This is a genomic window from Bifidobacterium sp. H6bp9, assembly GCF_032193695.1.
In the GTDB taxonomy this organism is placed as follows: domain Bacteria; phylum Actinomycetota; class Actinomycetes; order Actinomycetales; family Bifidobacteriaceae; genus Bombiscardovia; species Bombiscardovia kimbladii.
Window position 1 is genome coordinate 170995 of the sequence record NZ_JASTZY010000004.1, and the last position, 17611, is coordinate 188605.

The window sequence follows — 17611 nt, forward strand, 5'->3', positions numbered from 1 at the left end:
CACACCAGACGAGGGATCACGATACCCCGGCTCTCCCGTCGGCAGAGCAGCTGGCTGGCCTGCATACTCATGGCTCTTCTGGGCGGGCTTTTGCGGTTTGTGCGGCTGGGCAGCCCTCGAGCCATCGTCTTCGACGAGACCTATTACGTCAAAGACGCCTGGACCATGCTGATGACCGGCGAGCCGCGCAACTGGCCCAAAAAAGCCGGCCCCCTTGACCTTCCCATCGACCAGATCTTTGCCCAGGGGCATACCAGCGACTGGCTGCCCCAGGCCGAATACGTGGTTCATCCGCCGGTGGGCAAGTGGTGCATCGCCTTGGGTCTCAAACTGTTCGGCGGAGCCGGGAATCCCTTCGCCTGGCGAGCGGCCACTGCCCTGGCGGGCACCATCGCCATCCTGCTGCTCTGCCGAGTAGCCCTGCGCCTCTTCCATAACCTGCCCATCGCCCTGACAGCTGGCTTCCTCATGGCTATCGATGGTCTGGGCATCGTTATGAGCCGAACCGGCTTGCTGGACAACTTCGTCATGATCTTCGTCCTGGGAGCCTGGCTGTGCCTGATGGGCCACCGAGACTGGGCTCGGAACAGGCTGCGACAATCCTGGGCCAAGGATCAGGCTGATTTCCGCCTGCACTACCGGGTGAAGGTCATTCAGTCACAGGGACAGCAAGGACGGCAAAGCCGTGTCGAACTGCCCGTGGCCACTACCGGCCCCTTCATCGCCTGGTCCTGGTGGCGGACAGGAGCCGCCCTGCTCCTGGGCCTGGCCACCTGCACCAAGTGGTCAGGAGCCTACTTCTTCGCCGTCTTCGCCCTGATCTCAGTGCTTTGGGATGGCTGGGAACGCCATCAGGCAGGATACGGATCCTGGCTGCAGAGCGCCGTGCTCAGGGACGGGCTGCCGGCGGCCCTGCTTATGATCCCCGTCTGGGCGGGCACCTATCTGGCCTCCTGGACGGGATGGTTCCTGCACGGGGATTCCTTCATGCACAGCTGGGCGGCCCAGCACCCTGGCCAGGGTCTGACCTGGCTGCCGGAGGGGTTGCGGTCCCTGGCTGAATACCACCGGCAGATGTGGCACTTCCACACCACCCTGCATACCCGACACCCATACATGGCCAACCCCCTGACGTGGCCCTTGCAGATCAGACCCACCAGCTTCTACTGGCAGAAGATCACAGGCTTCCCCGGCTTGTGCGGACTGGCCAAGGACTCCCCCTGCGTGGCCGCCGTCACATCCTTGGGCAATCCCCTGACCTGGTGGTTGGGCAGCATCTGCATGGTTCTGGCCATCGTCATCGCCGTCGTGGTCAAGCACGGAGATTGGCGGATCTGGGGGGTCTTGGCAGGCATGCTGGCCGGCTGGCTGCCCTGGATCCAATACATGAACCGGACCACCTTCACCTTCTATTCCATCGTCATCCTGCCCTGGATGATCCTGGCAATCTGCTATGTGGTCAACTGGCTACGGCAGAATTCGGATAGCATCCTCTACCGGCAGACCATGATCATGGGCCTGACCCTGCTAGGCCTGACCTCGGTCTTCTTCTATCCGCTGTGGACCGCCATGCCCATCCCCTATGACTTCTGGCGCATGCACATGTGGCTGTCCAGCTGGATCTAGGACAAAGGAGGCGGCCGGACAGGGATGCCCGACCGCCTTGCAGCAACGTTTGTGTGCCGTCGTGCTCAGACTGCACGATCATGGATGATCTGCGCGTACCGCAGACCGGAATCCTTCCAGATCCTCTCCTGGGTGTCATAGTCGACCCTGATCAGCCCAAAGCGCTTGGTGTAGCCCAAGGCCCACTCAAAGTTATCCAGCAGGGACCAAGCGAAGTAACCGGTCACCCGGGCTCCTTCATGGATGGCCCGGGCCACGGCACGCAGGTGCTCCTCCAGATAGGCCACCCGCTGGGGATCATGCACCCCTTTGCCGCCGGGGAAGGATGGATCCATGCTGACCTGGTCCTCCCAGGCAGATCCGTTCTCGGTGATCATAAGATCCAGCTTGGGGAAACGGCCGGAGACCTCCATGAGCAGATCGGTCAGCCCCTGAGGCTCCTGGTTCCAGCCCATGGCGGTCAACGGCCCCTGAGGAGGCAGAGTCTCGACCATCTCCTGGGCGGGCATGGGGTTGCGCTCGGAACCAGCGCCGCTTCGACCCCGCACGTGGTTGGTCGAGTAGTAGTTGATGCCCAGCACGTCCAAGGGCTGATGGATCTGTTCCAGATCGCCGTCACGAACGAAGCTCCAGTCAGTGATACCCTCAGCGGCATCATGGATGCGTTGGTCATAGGTTCCGGCCAGCATGGGGCCCAGCCATACCTCGTTGGCGAACAGGTCTGCCCGGGTCTTGGCCGCCAGATCCGCCGGATCGTCGCTATCGGCCCGGTTGACCTGCAGGTTCAGAGTCACCGATATGCGCGCCCTGTCGCCCAGCTCGGCACGGATGGCCTGGGCTCCCAGACCGTGAGCAAGATTCAGATGATGGACCGCTGCCAGAGCCTGCCCGTAGTCGCGGATGCCTGGAGCATGGCCGCCATTGCCATAGCCCAGATAGGCCGAGCACCAAGGTTCGTTCAGGGTTGTCCAAGTCTGCACCCGATCGCCCAGAGCCTTGGCCAGGACGGCTGCATAGTCGGCATATCGTTGGGCGGTGTCGCGGTTGGCCCAGCCTCCAGCCTCCTGCAGGTACTGAGGCAGATCCCAGTGGTAGAGGGTGACTACAGGCTTGATGCCGTTTTCTAGCAGCATGTCCAGCACCCGCCGGTAGTGGTCCAAGCCAGCCTGGTTGATGGCGCCGTCTGCCTGGGGCACAATGCGAGGCCAGGCTACAGACAGCCGGTAGGCCCCCACCCCCATCTGCTTCATCAGAGCAATGTCCTCTGGGTAGCGGTGGTACTGATCACAGGCGACATCGCCATTGGATCCATCCGCTATCCTTCCTGGCTGCCTGCAGTAGACATCCCAGATGGAGTCTCCCCTGCCGTCCTCATGCGCCGCACCCTCTACCTGGAAGGATGCCGTTGCCGTGCCCCAGGTGAAGTCCTCAGGGAAGGCGAGTCGTTCGTCATTGACCATATGTCCACTCCTCGATTGTGTGACCCTTCCTGCCTATCTTCGCACAGGAGGACCGACGACAGGACCGTGGCCGACAGCCCATAAGTCCGGCAACGATGGGTTGTGTTGTCCTCGCAAGGAATCAGACCGGGGAGTACCGGGTGCCAAGGCCGGCTTGTTAAAGTGTGTCTCGGTTCTGGAAAAGCACACATCGACGGAATGGAACGCGATTCATGGGGTTCGTCAACTGGCTGATACACCTGCTCAAGGATCCGCGCAGCGCCATCGCGAGCTGGATCGCCATGGGGCTGGTGCCGACCTACGGGTTCATCTTCCTGATCATCTTCATCGAGACAGGCGTGGTCTTCATGCCCTTCCTGCCGGGCGACTCCCTGCTCTTCGCCGCCGGCGTCTTCGCCCATGACCCATCCAGCGGCATGGCCTTGGACGTGCTCCTGCCCGTCGTCTGGCTGGCCCCCATCCTGGGCGACCAGAGCAACTACTTCATCGGGCACTTCTTCGGCCGGGCCATCGTCCGTTCGGGGCGCGTGAAGTCACTGACCCCCGAACGAATCGCCAAGACCGAAGGCCTGATTGACAAGTGGGGCCCACTAGCCGTAGTCCTGGGACGCTTCCTTCCCTTCATCAGGACATTCATGCCGTTCATATCGGGCATCTCCGGAATGCGCTGGCGGCGCTTCACCCCCTTCAGCATCCTGGGCGGTCTGATATGGTCCACCCTCTTCACCCTCCTGGGCTACTTCTTCGGGGGCATCCCCGCAGTCCAACAGCATTTCGAGCTGGTCATCATCCTGATCCTGGTCATTTCGGTCCTGCCCACGGTCATCGGCCTGCTCAAGGCTAAATTCGGCCACAAGAAGGCTTCCGCCGAAAAAACCAGCGCCAAGGCGGACTGATGCCTGATCTGGGATATTTTGCGTTTGGCCAGGGCACGCGCTAAAGTAAGCTTCTGTTGTTCGGCTACGGTCGGGCAACGAATGGGGCTGTAGCTCAGTTGGTAGAGCGCTTCGTTCGCATCGAAGAGGTCGGGGTTTCGACTACCCTCAGCTCCACAGTGTCGAGACACTGCACAATGCTCCAGGTCGTCATCACGACCGATAAAGGCTTCGGCAGATTCCAGACGCATCAACGCAGCACAGCCGCTCTCCTGCCAGAACCAATCAGGCGGGTGAGTGCGTAAGGACCCTGGCATGGGGCCAGGGTCAGTTCGCACTGCAACCATGGAATCAGCAAGGTTGCAATTGCTCATCAAGCGCCCAGAATTGCTTCAGCAAAGACAGCGTATATCGGATCAGGATCAACAACCGCGATGGGCGCATTATGCAAACGCGCCCATCGATGAATCAACGCCTGGAGGCGGAGCGGAAGGGGTTATCGTCACGACGATGGCGGCGATGACCGCGGCGGAACCCACGACGGTCCGCGTCAAAACGAGAGCCAGCGCGGCCGCTGCCACGGCCATGGTCGTGACCATGGGTCCGCTCGCTGCTGCCGGAATGACGATGGCCTCTGGTCCTGCCGTCCAAGGGGCCATTCTCACGATCGAATGCCGGTCGGTCACCAGACCGCCGGGAACGGTAAGGCCGACGATCCCAGTCCCGGCCTGCAGCCCTAGCCTGGCCGCCGCGATCGAAATGCCTGTCGGACCGGGAACGATCCCGATGTCCGCTTCGGCCGCTACGGCCTCCACGGGCAGACCGGCCGCCTGAGGCCTGCGGCTGCTCGGCTTGCAAGGACCAGCCTTGCACCGGCTTGGCCACGGGTCCTACAAGTTCGGTAACCTCAGGCGAATCGGCGGTCACCTGAACCGGCTTGGCATCGATATGGGCCATGCGCAGCATCCGCCTGGTGTCGCGCCACTGGTCGGGCAGGACCAAGGTGACCACGTCGCCGGAACGGCCTGCCCGGGCCGTACGCCCTGACCGATGCAGGAAGGACTTGGAATCGGCCGGCGGATCCACCTGAACCACAAGGTCTACGTCACTGATGTCCACGCCGCGAGCGGCCACGTCGGTAGCCACCAGGACCTTCACCTCGCCCCGTGAAAAAGCCCCTAGGTTGCGATCGCGCTGGTTCTGAGAAAGGTTGCCATGCAGCTGTGCGGCCGGTATGCCGTTGTCAATCAGGTTCTTGGCCAGCTTCTTGGCCTGGAACTTGGTCCGGGTGAAGAGAATACGACGTCCGGTGCCCGAAGCCAGCTTGCGCACGAGATCATGCTTGGCGGCCTGGGTGGTGCGGAAGATGTGGTGGGTCATCAGATCCACATGCTGGGTTGCCGAATCCACCTCGTGAATCTTGGGGTCCTTGAGGAAACGCTTGACCACGGCATCCACACCGTGGTCCAGGGTGGCCGAGAAAAGCATGCGCTGACCGCCCGGGCGAACCTGGGCCAGGATCCGCTCCACGGCAGGCAGGAAGCCCATGTCAGCCATCTCGTCGGCCTCGTCCAGCACGGCGATCTCCACATCCTCCAGGCTGAGCTTGTGCTGACGGAGCAGATCCTCCAAGCGACCAGGGCAGGCCACCACAATCTTGGCCCCGCGCCGAAGGGCATCGACCTGACGGCCCTGGCCAACGCCGCCGTAGACGGTGCAAGTCCGCATGCCGTAGGCCTGGGCCAGGGGGTTGAGAACCTCGTCGATCTGATTGGCCAGCTCGCGGGTGGGAGCCAGAACAAGACCGCGCGGGCGGGGCAGGCTGCCTGATCCGGCGGCACCCCCCCGGCCGTGGCGAACCCGTCCTTCCTCATCGGCAGCCAGTCGAGCCACCAGGGGGATGCTGAAAGCCAGGGTCTTGCCGGAACCAGTCCGCCCCCGGCCCAGGATGTCACGGCCGGCCAGGGCATCAGGCAGGGTATCCCGTTGGATGGGGAAAGCGCTGGTCTTGCCGTCCTTGCGCAGGACGCGGACCAAGGGTTCAGGCACCCCCAGCTGGTCAAAAGCCATAGGTTCTACAGCAGAATTGTCGGAATTGGACGAATTGGAATCGGGCATGGATGAAGCAGTCACAATGACCTTTCACAACAGGGAAGAAAACGGTACTGTCGGTCGACAGTTCGCAGGCCGCGTGCAAAGCAGAGAATGACGAATTTCGCGCAAGCGGTTTCCCCGTACTCAAAGCATTCAGGCGACGATCAGCCGCAGCTCTTGGGCTAGCGGCCAACCTGTACACCATAGCACAGGCCCCTCACCTGCTTCAGGAGCGTACGCTCCAGACGATCAGCGATTTGGACTCAGTCGGATCGGCCTCGTCATGCGTCGTGTCCTGCCGCCAGAGCCGGGCCCTGCTGGACCGCCTGACTTCGACGACCCGGCCGTCGGCAGCGGCGGCGAACATGCTGGATCCCTGTGACTGGTGGGAGCGGCGCAGCTGGCGCCTCAGCTGACGATTCTCCTCGGCTAGGGCCAGGATCCTGGTCACTCCGGCCAGGTTGATGGACTCGTCCTGGCTCAGATGCTGAGCCTGACCCAGCCGGTCCAGATCCCGCAGGGAGTATCGGCGTGCACCCCCCTCGGTCCGTTCCGGCACGATCAGACCCAGCCGGTCGTATTGGCGCAGGGTCTGCGGATGGATGTTGGCCAACTGCCCGACCTGGCCGACGCTGAAGACCGGCAGCTCGATGTCCAAGCCGGCATCGTCAGCAGCATCCAGGCTGATGCGCCCGGCCACCAGGCCGCGAGCGCAGGCCAGATAGATCCGCCTGGTCTCGGGATCCACCCTGACCATGATCATCACTCCTCTCCGCTGTTCGTTCCAACCTGATCCTGCATCGGGATCGTCATATCTTCATGCGCTCACCGGCGATCCGCTCGTCGAAGTCGCCACTGGACTTGGCAAAGTCACGCATGGCCTTCTTCTGGGCCATGCCCAGCCGGCCTGGCATGCGGATCTCAAGCCGCCCCACCAGGTCGCCCTTGCCGCGCCGGTCCTGAACCCCCTTGCCGGTGATGCGGATCTCGTCGCCGCTGGAGGAGCCGGCCGGGATCTTGAAGGTGACGACCTGGTCGTCGATGTCCCGGGCCTGGACCTTGGCCCCCAGGGCAGCCTCGGATACCGTCACCGGCAGGGTCATGACCAGATCCCTGTCCTTCATGGTGAACCGCTGGCTGGGCTGCACGCTGATCTGCAGGTAGAGGTCGCCATTGGCGCCCCCGTCCCTACCGGGCCGACCCTTGCCAGCCAACCTGATCCGCTGGCCATTGCGAACCCCAGCAGGGATATGCGTCTTGAAGCGCTTGCCGCCCACGCTTAGGGAGACCGTAGCCCCCTTGACCGCCTGACGGAAGGACAGGCCGATGCGCGAATTGCGATCCTCGCCCTTGACTGGCCTGGGCCTGCTCTCCTGGTAGGCGGTCCGACCGCCACCGCCGGCACCCCCGCCGAAGGAGGAGAAGATGTCAGCGAAGTCCGGCTGTCCCGAACCATCGCCGAAACGGATACGGGTGCCTCCAGGCGCTCCAGCCCCACCGAACATGGAGCCGAAGATGTCCGAGAAGGCATCGGTGTTGAAGCCGCCCTGGCCGGAACCCCCGGCGAACCGGGCTCCCCCCATGCCGAACTGGCGGATGGCGTCGTACTTCTGACGTTGCTCCTTGTTGCTGAGCACGTCGTAGGCCTCGGAGATGTCCTTGAACTTCTCCTCGGCCTCCTTGGTCTTATTGAGATCGGGATGGTATTTGCGGGCAAGCTTGCGGTAGGCCTTGGTGATCTCCGCTTCGCTGGCGTCCTTGGAGACACCAAGGACCTTGTAATAGTCCTTGCTCAGCCATTCATTCTCAGCCATCCATGTCTCCTTTCCTCATAAGCTACGAATATATCGAATTGGAATCCGCCCTTTCGCGTGCGGCGGCGGGCAGGGCCATAACCCACCAGCCGCCGCATGCGAAGGCGTCGATTCAGCCTGCGGAAGGTCCGCAATCACCGTCCCTGCTACTGCCCGGGCGAAGTCACCACTACCCTGGCAGCCCGGATCACCCGGTCGCCGATCCGATAGCCTGCCTCAACGACCGTGTCAACGGTCTCTTTCTTGGCATCGGGGTCCGGCTTGTGCAGGATGGCCTCATGCTTGGTGGGGTCGAAGTCCTCGCCTTTTTCACCGAACTTCTCGACGCCGAATTTCTCGAAGGTCTTGTCGATCTTCTTGGCTACGGCTTGGAAGGAGTCGTCCATCTGCCCGTGCTCCTTGATCCGGTCAATGTCATCAAGGGCCGGAAGAAGGGCGGTCAGCACATCCACGATGCCGTGCTGGCGGAAGATGTCCTGCTCCTTCTTGGCGCGGTTGCGGAAGTTGACGAACTCGGCCCGCTCGCGCTGGAGAGCCTCCAGGTAATCGGCGGCCTCTTTCTTGGCCTGACCCAGAGGAGTCAGCCCATCTGATCCCTTGTCGGCGCTCTCCTCCTTGGCCGAGTCAGCATCAGTCTTGTCATCAGCCTGAGCATCCTCTGACGACGCGTCCTTGACGGAGGAATCCGACGAGGACTGGCTAGCCGCCTGGCTCTCGTCTGCAGCGCTCTCGCCGGCATGACGGCCGCGCGCCGCTTCCTGATCGGGTGTCGAAGCGGCGTCAGAGGCCTTGGCCTCGTTCCCATCCGGTTCGCCGGCGGCGGCCGGGTCGCCCTTCAGCGGCCCGGCATCATCCTTGTCGAAGGCCGACATGTCACTCGCCGTCCTTCTTCTTGTCGTCGTCGTCCACGACCTCGGCATCCACCACGTCGTCATCGGCGGACGAGGAGGAGCCTGCACCCGAGGCAGCACCGGCGGCACCTGCAGCGCCCTGGGCGCCTGCACCGTCAGCGGAGCCCTGCTGGGCATAGAGGGCCTGGCCGATCTTCTGGGCAGAGGTCATCAGCTCGCTCTGGGCGTTCTTGATCTTGTCCATGTCCTCGCCCTTCAGAGCCTCTTTCAGAGCGTTGACCTTGTCGGTGACCTCCTTGGCCACCTCGTCGGAGATCTTGTCCTTGTTGTCGTTGACCAGCTTCTCGGTCTGGTAGGCGGCGGACTCGGCGGCATTGCGGGTGTCGGCGTCCTCACGACGCTGCTTGTCCTCGGCCTCGTGAGCCTCGGCCTCCTTGACCATGCGGTCGATCTCGTCCTTGGGCAGGGCGGAACCGCCGGTGATGGTCATGGACTGCTCCTTGCCGGTGCCCTTGTCCTTGGCGGAGACGTGCACGATGCCGTTGGCGTCGATGTCGAAGGTGACCTCGATCTGAGGAACGCCGCGCGGAGCCGGGGCGATGCCCGTCAGCTCGAAGGTGCCCAGAGGCTTGTTGTCACGTGCGAATTCGCGCTCGCCCTGGTAGACCTGAATCAGCACGGAAGGCTGGTTGTCCTCAGCGGTCGAGAACACCTCGGAGCGCTTGGTCGGGATGGCGGTGTTGCGGTCGATCAGCTTGGTCATGATGCCGCCCTTGGTCTCGATGCCCAGGGAGAGCGGGGTCACGTCGATCAGCAGCACGTCCTTGCGGTCGCCCTTGATGACGCCGGACTGCACGGCGGCACCAACGGCCACGACCTCATCAGGGTTGACGGTCTGGTTGGCTTCCTTGCCGCCGGTCAGTTCCTTGACCAGGTCCTTGACGGCGGGCATACGGGTGGAGCCGCCGACCAGCACCACGTGATCGATGTCCTGAACCGAAATGCCGGCATCGTGCAGCACGTTGTTGAAAGGCGTGCGGCAGCGGCCCAGCAGGTCAGAGGTCATCTCTTCGAAGTGCGCCCGGGTCAGGGTCTCGTCCAGGTGGACTGGAGTCCCGTCGGGGGTCATGGCCAGGTACTGCATGGAAATGCTGGTGGACGAGGAGGAGCTCAGCTCCTTCTTGGCCTGCTCAGCAGCTTCCTTGAGCCGCTGCAGGGCGATCTTGTCCTTGGACAGATCCACGTTGTACTTGTTCTTGACCTCGCTGACCAGCCAGTCGATGATCTTCTGATCCCAGTCATCGCCGCCCAGCTTGTTGTCGCCGTTGGTGGCCTGAACCTGAATGGTGGAGAAGCCATCGTCGTCCTTGCCGATCTCCAGCAGGGAGACGTCGAAGGTGCCGCCGCCCAGATCGAAGACCAGGATGCGCTCATCCTCCTTGCCCTTCTCCAGGCCGTAGGCCAGGGCCGCGGCGGTGGGCTCGTTGATGATGCGCAGGACGTTCAGACCGGCGATCTTGCCGGCATCCTTGGTGGCCTGGCGCTGAGCGTCGTTGAAGTATGCAGGGCAGGTGATGACCGCGTCGGTGACGGGCTCGCCCAGGTAGGACTCGGCGTCCCTCTTGAGCTTCATGAGGATCTGGGCCGAAATCTCCTGCGGGGTCCACTTCTTGCCGTCGATCTCGACGGACCAGTCGGTGCCCATGTGACGCTTGACCGAGCTGATGGTCCGGTCCACGTTGGTGACCGCCTGGCGCTTGGCCACTTCGCCGACCAGAATCTCGCCGGACTTGCTGAACGCCACCACCGATGGCGTGGTCCGCGCGCCTTCAGCGTTGACGATTACGGTGGGCTCGCCGCCCTCCAGGGTTGCAATGCAGGAATTGGTGGTTCCCAGATCAATGCCAACTGCACGTGCCATACTCATTACCTCCTGATGAAATTGGGGCGCAGGGTCTGGCCCTGCACCTCATCGTTCACGTTCTCCGCTCGCGCTTCGTTCGTGGTCCCGATGGCCGGCTCCCGTCGGCCCGGGCAAGCAGCCATCATGACCACTCCGAAACTTGAGCCTACATCACTCAACTTCTTCTGGCAAATATTATTCCCATCGCTTCGAATTTGTCGATCGAAACAATGATTACTCAATTGAAAACGTGTGCAATCACGTATTATCACAGTATGAGCTAAATCTATATCATTAAAAGATTTGCGTCACAAAAAGCTGATTTATACAAGAGCACTGTTGACCAACGGTATTGCTATCGTTGTCATACAAACACTTATCCATAAGACGGCCTGTTTCAAGGAGGAGATACGTATGACCGACAACAACATGAACGACGACTGGTGGAAACAGGCGGTTGTATATCAGATATATCCACGCAGTTTCAAAGATGTCAACGGCGACGGCATTGGCGACATCCGAGGCGTGACCGAAAAAATGGAATATCTTCGAAACCTGGGCATAGACGCCATCTGGCTGTCACCCTTCTACCCATCGGAATTGGCCGACGGCGGTTATGACGTCAAGGATTACCGGAATGTCGACCCACGTCTGGGCAGCATGGCCGATTTCGACGAAATGGCCGAAACAGCCCACAAAATGGGGCTCAAGGTCATCGTTGATATTGTGCCCAACCACACGTCGAACAAGCACGAATGGTTCCAGAATGCCCTGCGGGCAGCTCCAGGCTCTCCCGAACGGGACAGGTATATCTTCCGCCGGGGCAGGGGCGCGAATGGAGAACTGCCGCCAAACGGCTGGATGTCCTTGTTCGGCGGACCTGCCTGGGAGCAGGTCGACGATGGCGAATGGTATTTGCACATATTTGCCAAAGAGCAGCCTGATTTGAACTGGAAGAACAAGGATGTTCACGAAGCCTTTAAGGATATATTCCGCTTCTGGTCCAATCATGGCACGGACGGCTTCCGCATCGACGTGGCTCACGGTCTGGCCAAGGATCTAGACAGCCGCCCCCTGTCCGAGTTGGATAGGTGGCCCGTTCAGGAACAGTCCAATTATCACAACTATGAGCATCCGCTATGGGACAGACCCGAAGTGCATGACATCTATAAGGAATGGCGCAAGGTCTTCAACGAATTTGAACCTCACCGTTTTGCAGTCGGAGAAGCCTGGGTCGTGCCTGAGCACCAGCATCTGTACGCATCCGAGAACGAACTAGGGCAGGTTTTCAACTTCGAGTTCGCCAAGGCCAATTGGGACTGCAAAGCCTTGTACACCGCAATCGCCGAAGGCCTGCAATCTGCCGAGGATTCAGGGTCGACCACAACATGGGTGATGAGCAACCACGATGTAGTCAGACAGGCCACCAGATACGCACTGCCCCAGGTGGACAGCTCCACTTATCATCAGCTTGACAAGGACTGGCTTCTTCGAGATGGACAAACCTACTTCGAAGACCGTGCCAAGGGCACGCGCAGGGCACGCGCAGGGTTCGCCCTGGAAGCCGCCTTGCCCGGCTCCGTGTACATCTATCAGGGTGAGGAACTTGGCCTATTCGAGGTTCCTGATATTCCTTGGGACCGTCTGGAGGATCCGACTGCGCACCGAACCCGCGGCAAATACACTGAAAAAGGTCGCGATGGGTGCCGGGTCCCCCTGCCTTGGGTCGCCGTAGACACACCTGCCCCCGCAAACTGGAATCCCGCCTTTGGAGAAGGGGCCTCCTTCGGGTTCTCCCCCTCTCATGCCAAAGACGGAAAGCCGGCCAGCGATCCACATCTTCCGCAGCCGCTCTGGTTCAAAGACTTTGCCGTGGATAAGGAGGAAAGCGACGAGACCTCAATGCTATCCCTCTATCGGAAAGCCCTGAATCTACGATCCACACTGCTGACCCCTACAGGCAATGCGAAAGTCACGGCTCTATCTGCCACTGACGGCAGGATTTCCTATACACGCAAAGCGCTTGTCGATTTCAAGCCTGCGGAACTGACCTGTCTGACCAATTTTTCACAGGCGCCGACTCCACTTCCGCAAGGACGAATTGTGCTTACATCGGGCAACCTCACAGACGACGGCCTGCTTCCCCAAGACACAACCGCTTGGGTGGTCCGCATAGTGCAGGAATAACGAACAAAGGAGCTGAGCCTAATCAATAAAAGGGCCTCGCAGCAATCCTCATTTGCTGCGAGGCCCTTTTTAAATGTCTGGCTTATGCCAGAGCGTTGTTTATCCTTTGACGGCGCCGGCGAGGACGCCTTTGATGATGTATTTCTGGCAGATCAGGTAGAAGACGATGATGGGGATGATGGCCAGGACCAGGCAGCCCATCATCGCGCCCATGTCCACCGAGCCGTACCCGCCCTTCAGGTACTGGATGGCGATGCTCATCGTCTTGAACCGGCGCATGTCCAGGGTCAGGTAGGGCAGCAGGAAGTCGTTCCAGATCCACATGGCCTCCAGGATCGCCACCGACACGATCGAGGGACGCATGATCGGCACCACGATCCCGAAGAAGGTGCGCGGGATGCTGGCCCCGTCGATCATGGCCGACTCCTCCAGCTCCTGGGGGATGCCCTTGACCACGCCCGTGAAGATGAACACCGCCAGGCCGGCACCGAACCCCAGATACACCACGCACAGCCCCCACGGCGTGTTCAGGCCCAGCATGTCCGCAAGCTTGGAAAGCGTGAACATGACCATCTGGAACGGCACGATCATGTTGAACAGGAACAGCAGGTACAGGAACTTGGCCACCCGCGTGTTGACCCTGACGATCCACCAGGCGCACATGGACGTGCACACCAGGATCAGCAGGACCGAGCCCACGGTCACCAACACCGTCCAGCCGAAGCTGGCCAGCAGATTGGTCCGCTCCACACCCCTGCGGTAGTTCTCCAGGCCCACGAACGTCCTGCCCGTGGGAAGCGAGAACGCGTTGCGCGAGATATACGCCTTGTTCTTGAACGAGTTCACGACCACCAGCACGATCGGGAACACCCACAACAAGGACACCAGAGCAAAGAACAGGGTCCACAGGCCCGAATGCCTCACCTTGCCGCTCATGCCGACACCTCCCTGCTGGTCGTCAGCCTGTTCTGCACCACCGCGATCACCGCCACGATCACGAAGAACACCACCGCCTTCGCCTGGCCCACGCCCTCGAAGCCCGTGCGCCCGTAGAACGTCCGGTAAATGTTCAGCGCCAGCAGCTCGGACATGTTCGACGGCGCCCCGTTGGTCAACGCCAGATTCTGATCGAACATCTTGAACCCGTTGGTCATCGTCAAAAACGTGCACACCGTGATCGAAGGCATCATCAACGGCAACGTGATCCGGAACAGGATCTGACGGCCGCTGGCCCCGTCAACCGAAGCAGCCTCCACCACATCCCCAGGCAACGCCTGCAGGCCGGCAATGTAAATGATCATCATATAGCCGATCTGCTGCCAGCAATACAACAGCACCATCCCCCAGAAGCCATACACCCCCGAATACGTGATCGAACGACCCCAATGGGCCAGCACCCCGTTGAGCAGCAGCAGCCAGATATACCCCAGGATGATCCCGCCGATCAGATTCGGCATGAAAAACACCGAACGGAACACATTCGCCCCACGGATCGCCTTGGTCAGCATATACGCCACCGCGAAACCACACACATTGATAACCAGCGTCGTCACCACCGTGAACGCCACCGTATACCACATCGCATGCCAGAACTCCCCATCCGACAACGCCGCAGCATAATTGCCCAACCCCACAAACCGGGCATCCACCACCGTCGTGAACCGGCAAAAACTCAAATACACGCCCATCACAAACGGCGCCACAAAACCAACCACAAACGCCAACAACGTAGGCAACACAAACAACCCCCACCACCTACGAATCGACCGACCAACCATCGAAATCACTGAAACCTCCAAACCTGGAATCATGCAGTCTGCACTAGAACTTTGAAACCGGCCCAGCTTTGAAACGCGGGGCCGACCGTATCAGTTCATCACTTATGTGTGGTCTTGTACTCAGAAGCCCAACCGTTGACAAAGGCCGACTCAACGCCGGACCAGGGCCCGGTGCCCTGGGCATACTCCAACATGGCATTGCCCAGACTCAGTGACCATTGCTGGGTGGGCAGAGGACGGATGATTATGTCATAGCAGCCACGCTTGGCGTAAGCATCATTGGCGCGGAGGATTGGGTTCTTTGTCTTGTACCCGGCCTTCGCGTAGGACTTGAATGGGGTTTCGAATCCCATGGTGTCCGTGACGATTTTCCTGGCACTGTCCTTATCCAGCATCCATGACATGAACTTCTCCGTGGCTCGCCGGTCTTCCGGAGATATCTTCGAATTAATGGCAAAGTAGTTAGAGCTTATGGTCAGTCCTGCTTTGTCCTCTCCCGGCACACCCATATATATGGGCAGAACCCCCATATCCTTGTCGGCAACCTCCTGATTTTTTAATTGCGGATATGCCCAGGATCCCGTTTGAATGAAAACTGCGTCGCCAAGACCGAACTCGGAAACAGCATCGTCGAATGTCGCACTGGAAAGTTGGGTCGGCGCAACGGTCTCGTCTTTCACATACAAATCAAAGATCTTCTTGAGATTGGGCATATATTTATCAGATACAGTTGCCGGCAACTCTGTGACGTTCTTATCTCGATACTCGTAGTAGACCGGTATATGAGCCAGCTGGTCACCATACCGTCGGATAGAGCTTGATTCGAATCCGGCGGACGTGAAGGCTCCTTTGACTCCAAGCTCGTCTTTGTGACTTTGAATTTCGTCGGCCACGGTTTTCAAGCTGTCGAATCCTCTGATGGCATCCACTGAGCGGATGCTGGCCCACGACGCTTTAAAGTATTTATTCAAAATAGCTTTGTTATAGATGATGCCATAGCGGTCCAGAACGAACGGAATGGCGCCCACCTTTTTCCCGGTCTTGAGTACGTAATTCGGATCCGTAAGATCTTTGTACATGCGTGTTTTGGACAGATCCGCGCAATAATCCGACCAGTTGGGATAGTCGTTGTTGTCGAGGCCGATGATAGTCGGAGCTTTGCTCTTGGCCAGCTCACTCTTCAAAGTCTGCTCATAGCTGTCGGCAGAGGGGGAAATCAAATCAAACGGTATGCCTGTATCTTTGGTGAATTGCTTTCCGAGTTGGAGGAACTGATCGTTGTTTTCCACTTTCTGGCTGATCATGTACACTCGGCCCTTTGCTTCTGAGGCTGAGGTACCGCCGCACGCGGCGGATGCCATGACCATTGCGCATGCAAGACCTATGGCAAACGCAGATTTTGTTTTTACACCCATGACCCATCTCATTTCATACAGTTCCGAACCAGATTGGTTGCGGAAAATCAAGACCCCGCTGGATTGGGGCCAAGAACGCCATCTCAGCATCCTGGGCCGGAGAGGACATCCCACCAGATTCCGGTGGGATGTCCAACATGGTCAACTGATGGTTATCCCATTGGTTTCAGTGAGTGGTCTTGTACTCCTTTGCCCAGCCGTCTACAAAGGCGGAGGTGACTTTTGACCAGCTTCCGGTGCCCTGGGCGTATTCGAGCATGGCATCACTAAGCGAAGCCACCCACTGTGCACTGGGAAGAGGATGAATAACAGTGTCGTAGTCACCGGCTTTGGCATATGCGTCATTGGCCCTTTGCACGGGGTTCTTCGACTTGAATCCTGCCTTTTCATAGGACTTGAACGGCGTCTCAAAGCCCATATCATCAGTGAAGATCTTGCGGGCCTTGTCGTTCTCCAAAATGTAATTCAGGAATTGCTCGGTAGCCTTTCGATCCTTGTCCGAAGCATTTTTGTTGGTGGCAAAGTACATGAAGCTGACCGTCAGCCCAGACTTTTCTTCGCCCGGCACGCCGATATAGATTGGCAGGACTCCGATATCCTTGTCAGCCACATCCTGATCCTTGATCTGAGGATAGCCCCAGGAACCATTCTGCAGAAACACAGACTGCTTGGTCGCAAACTCGCTGTTGGAGTCGTCCATCGTGGCGCTAGAAAGCTGGGATGCCGGAGTTGTGGAATCCTTCAGATACAAATCAAAGATGTTCTTGAAGTTATCCATGTATTTTCCGGTAAGTGTCGGAGGCTCTTCCTCGGTATTCTGATCCCGATACTCGTAGTAGACCGGAATGTGGGCGAGCTGATCTCCAAACCTCTTGTTGGAGCTGCTGTCAAACCCTGCTGAGCTGAAGGCGCCTTTCACTCCGAGGTCGTCCTTGTGCTCTTGGATTTCATCAGCAACAGTCTTCAACGCCTTGAAGTTGTTGACCTTGTCTATGGACTTTATGCTGGACCATTTAGCATCGAAGTACTTCTTCATCAGTGCTTTGTTATAGATAATGCCATAGCGTTCCATGACGAAGGGAACGGCTACAACCTTGTCCTTAAGCTTAAGGGCGTAGTCCTGTTTCTTCAGATCCTTGTAGATCTTCGTCCCGGACATGTCGCGATAGTAATCTCCCCAGTTCTGGAAATCATTGTTATCAACGTCGAACATGGTGGGCGCGTTGGATTTTGCCAGCTCGCTCTTCAAGGACTGCTCATACGTACCGGAAGAAGCAACAGACACATCAACAGGTACTCCGGTATCCTTGGTGAACTGCTTGGCCAGATCCTTGAACTCGTCCTGTTGCTCAGGTTTGGCGCTTAAATAATAGACGTGTCCCTTGTCAGCACTGGCCTGAGATCCTCCGCATGCGCTTAATCCACCTATAGACATAGCGAGCGCTCCTGCCAGAGCCACTGCTTTAGTGATTTTCCTCATTATTACTCCATTACTCTTTGACCGACTACTTTATCGGGCGCTTATTCGTGCCTCTCGACCAACGGATAAACGCTTAAGCTCAATGGTTTATTGTTTGGCTCGCCGACACCTGTGGCAACGTCGCCAGG

13 protein-coding genes and 1 tRNA gene are annotated in these 17611 nt (G+C 59.2%); 4 read left to right on the plus strand and 10 right to left on the minus strand.

Going from position 1 to position 17611, the window contains the following annotated elements:
* Positions 1 to 69 precede the first annotated feature (69 nt).
* Positions 70 to 1626, plus strand: coding sequence for a phospholipid carrier-dependent glycosyltransferase (locus tag QRX40_RS06800; RefSeq protein WP_313837271.1), 1557 nt, complete (start codon positions 70 to 72; stop codon positions 1624 to 1626).
* 65 nt (positions 1627 to 1691) lie between these two features.
* Here QRX40_RS06800 and QRX40_RS06805 read toward each other — a convergent pair whose 3' ends face one another.
* A complete protein-coding gene (locus tag QRX40_RS06805) occupies positions 1692 to 3086 on the minus strand; it encodes a GH1 family beta-glucosidase (protein WP_313837232.1) in 1395 nt (464 codons plus the stop codon).
* A gap of 212 nt (positions 3087 to 3298) precedes the next feature.
* Here QRX40_RS06805 and QRX40_RS06810 point away from each other — a divergent pair, with 212 nt between their 5' ends.
* Entirely contained in the window at positions 3299 to 3982 is a 684-nt protein-coding gene (locus QRX40_RS06810; RefSeq protein ID WP_313837233.1) for a VTT domain-containing protein, read from the plus strand.
* Between the two features lie 83 nt (positions 3983 to 4065).
* Positions 4066 to 4138: transfer RNA gene (locus QRX40_RS06815), tRNA-Ala, on the plus strand.
* Between the two features lie 291 nt (positions 4139 to 4429).
* Here the strand turns inward: QRX40_RS06815 and QRX40_RS06820 are convergent.
* From QRX40_RS06820 to dnaK, 5 genes are all read right to left on the minus strand, one after another.
* Positions 4430 to 6079 (minus strand): DEAD/DEAH box helicase, encoded by a 1650-nt coding sequence (locus QRX40_RS06820; RefSeq protein WP_313837273.1) that lies wholly within the window; start codon positions 6077 to 6079, stop codon positions 4430 to 4432.
* A 202-nt stretch (positions 6080 to 6281) separates the two neighbouring features.
* Positions 6282 to 6812: a heat shock protein transcriptional repressor HspR gene (locus tag QRX40_RS06825; protein ID WP_024627809.1), complete on the minus strand. Its 531-nt coding sequence runs from the start codon at positions 6810 to 6812 to the stop codon at positions 6282 to 6284.
* Positions 6813 to 6864: 52 nt separating this feature from the next.
* A complete protein-coding gene (locus tag QRX40_RS06830) occupies positions 6865 to 7869 on the minus strand; it encodes a DnaJ C-terminal domain-containing protein (RefSeq protein ID WP_313837236.1) in 1005 nt (334 codons plus the stop codon).
* Between the two features lie 146 nt (positions 7870 to 8015).
* The gene (grpE, locus tag QRX40_RS06835) at positions 8016 to 8741 is read right to left on the minus strand and encodes a nucleotide exchange factor GrpE (RefSeq protein ID WP_313837238.1); all 726 of its coding nucleotides are present in this window, start codon (positions 8739 to 8741) and stop codon (positions 8016 to 8018) included.
* A gap of 1 nt (position 8742) precedes the next feature.
* On the minus strand, positions 8743 to 10641 hold the full coding sequence (gene dnaK, locus QRX40_RS06840; protein WP_024627812.1) for a molecular chaperone DnaK: 1899 nt from the start codon (positions 10639 to 10641) through the stop codon (positions 8743 to 8745).
* A gap of 396 nt (positions 10642 to 11037) precedes the next feature.
* On the opposite strand from dnaK, the gene QRX40_RS06845 reads away from it, so the two are divergent.
* Positions 11038 to 12810 carry a glycoside hydrolase family 13 protein gene (locus QRX40_RS06845; protein WP_313837240.1) on the plus strand — a complete coding sequence of 591 codons (1773 nt, stop codon included), beginning with the start codon at positions 11038 to 11040 and terminating at the stop codon, positions 12808 to 12810.
* 99 nt (positions 12811 to 12909) lie between these two features.
* Here the strand turns inward: QRX40_RS06845 and QRX40_RS06850 are convergent, their stop codons facing one another.
* The 4 genes from QRX40_RS06850 to QRX40_RS06865 all read right to left on the minus strand — a co-directional run bounded on the left by QRX40_RS06850 (position 12910) and on the right by QRX40_RS06865 (position 17483).
* Positions 12910 to 13746: a carbohydrate ABC transporter permease gene (locus QRX40_RS06850; protein WP_101433117.1), complete on the minus strand. Its 837-nt coding sequence runs from the start codon at positions 13744 to 13746 to the stop codon at positions 12910 to 12912.
* A complete protein-coding gene (locus QRX40_RS06855; RefSeq protein WP_313837249.1) occupies positions 13743 to 14597 on the minus strand; it encodes a sugar ABC transporter permease in 855 nt (284 codons plus the stop codon). Before QRX40_RS06855 ends, QRX40_RS06850 begins: the two co-directional genes overlap by 4 nt.
* Positions 14598 to 14686: 89 nt before the next feature.
* Positions 14687 to 16003 (minus strand): ABC transporter substrate-binding protein, encoded by a 1317-nt coding sequence (locus tag QRX40_RS06860; RefSeq protein WP_024628106.1) that lies wholly within the window; start codon positions 16001 to 16003, stop codon positions 14687 to 14689.
* 166 nt (positions 16004 to 16169) lie between these two features.
* Positions 16170 to 17483, minus strand: coding sequence for an ABC transporter substrate-binding protein (locus tag QRX40_RS06865; RefSeq protein ID WP_313837244.1), 1314 nt, complete (start codon positions 17481 to 17483; stop codon positions 16170 to 16172).
* Between the last annotated feature and the right edge of the window lie 128 nt (positions 17484 to 17611).

Coding starts and splice junctions, on each gene's coding strand:
- QRX40_RS06800 (WP_313837271.1), top strand. CDS start 70: ATGGCTCTTCTGGGCGGGCTTTTGCGGTTTGTGCGGCTGGGCAGCCCT.
- QRX40_RS06830 (WP_313837236.1), bottom strand. CDS start 7,869: ATGGCTGAGAATGAATGGCTGAGCAAGGACTATTACAAGGTCCTTGGT.
- QRX40_RS06810 (WP_313837233.1), top strand. CDS start 3,299: ATGGGGTTCGTCAACTGGCTGATACACCTGCTCAAGGATCCGCGCAGC.
- QRX40_RS06825 (WP_024627809.1), bottom strand. CDS start 6,812: ATGGTCAGGGTGGATCCCGAGACCAGGCGGATCTATCTGGCCTGCGCT.
- QRX40_RS06865 (WP_313837244.1), bottom strand. CDS start 17,483: ATGAGGAAAATCACTAAAGCAGTGGCTCTGGCAGGAGCGCTCGCTATG.
- QRX40_RS06820 (WP_313837273.1), bottom strand. CDS start 6,079: ATGCCCGATTCCAATTCGTCCAATTCCGACAATTCTGCTGTAGAACCT.
- QRX40_RS06850 (WP_101433117.1), bottom strand. CDS start 13,746: ATGAGCGGCAAGGTGAGGCATTCGGGCCTGTGGACCCTGTTCTTTGCT.
- QRX40_RS06805 (WP_313837232.1), bottom strand. CDS start 3,086: ATGGTCAATGACGAACGACTCGCCTTCCCTGAGGACTTCACCTGGGGC.
- grpE (WP_313837238.1), bottom strand. CDS start 8,741: ATGTCGGCCTTCGACAAGGATGATGCCGGGCCGCTGAAGGGCGACCCG.
- dnaK (WP_024627812.1), bottom strand. CDS start 10,641: ATGGCACGTGCAGTTGGCATTGATCTGGGAACCACCAATTCCTGCATT.
- QRX40_RS06860 (WP_024628106.1), bottom strand. CDS start 16,003: ATGGGTGTAAAAACAAAATCTGCGTTTGCCATAGGTCTTGCATGCGCA.
- QRX40_RS06845 (WP_313837240.1), top strand. CDS start 11,038: ATGACCGACAACAACATGAACGACGACTGGTGGAAACAGGCGGTTGTA.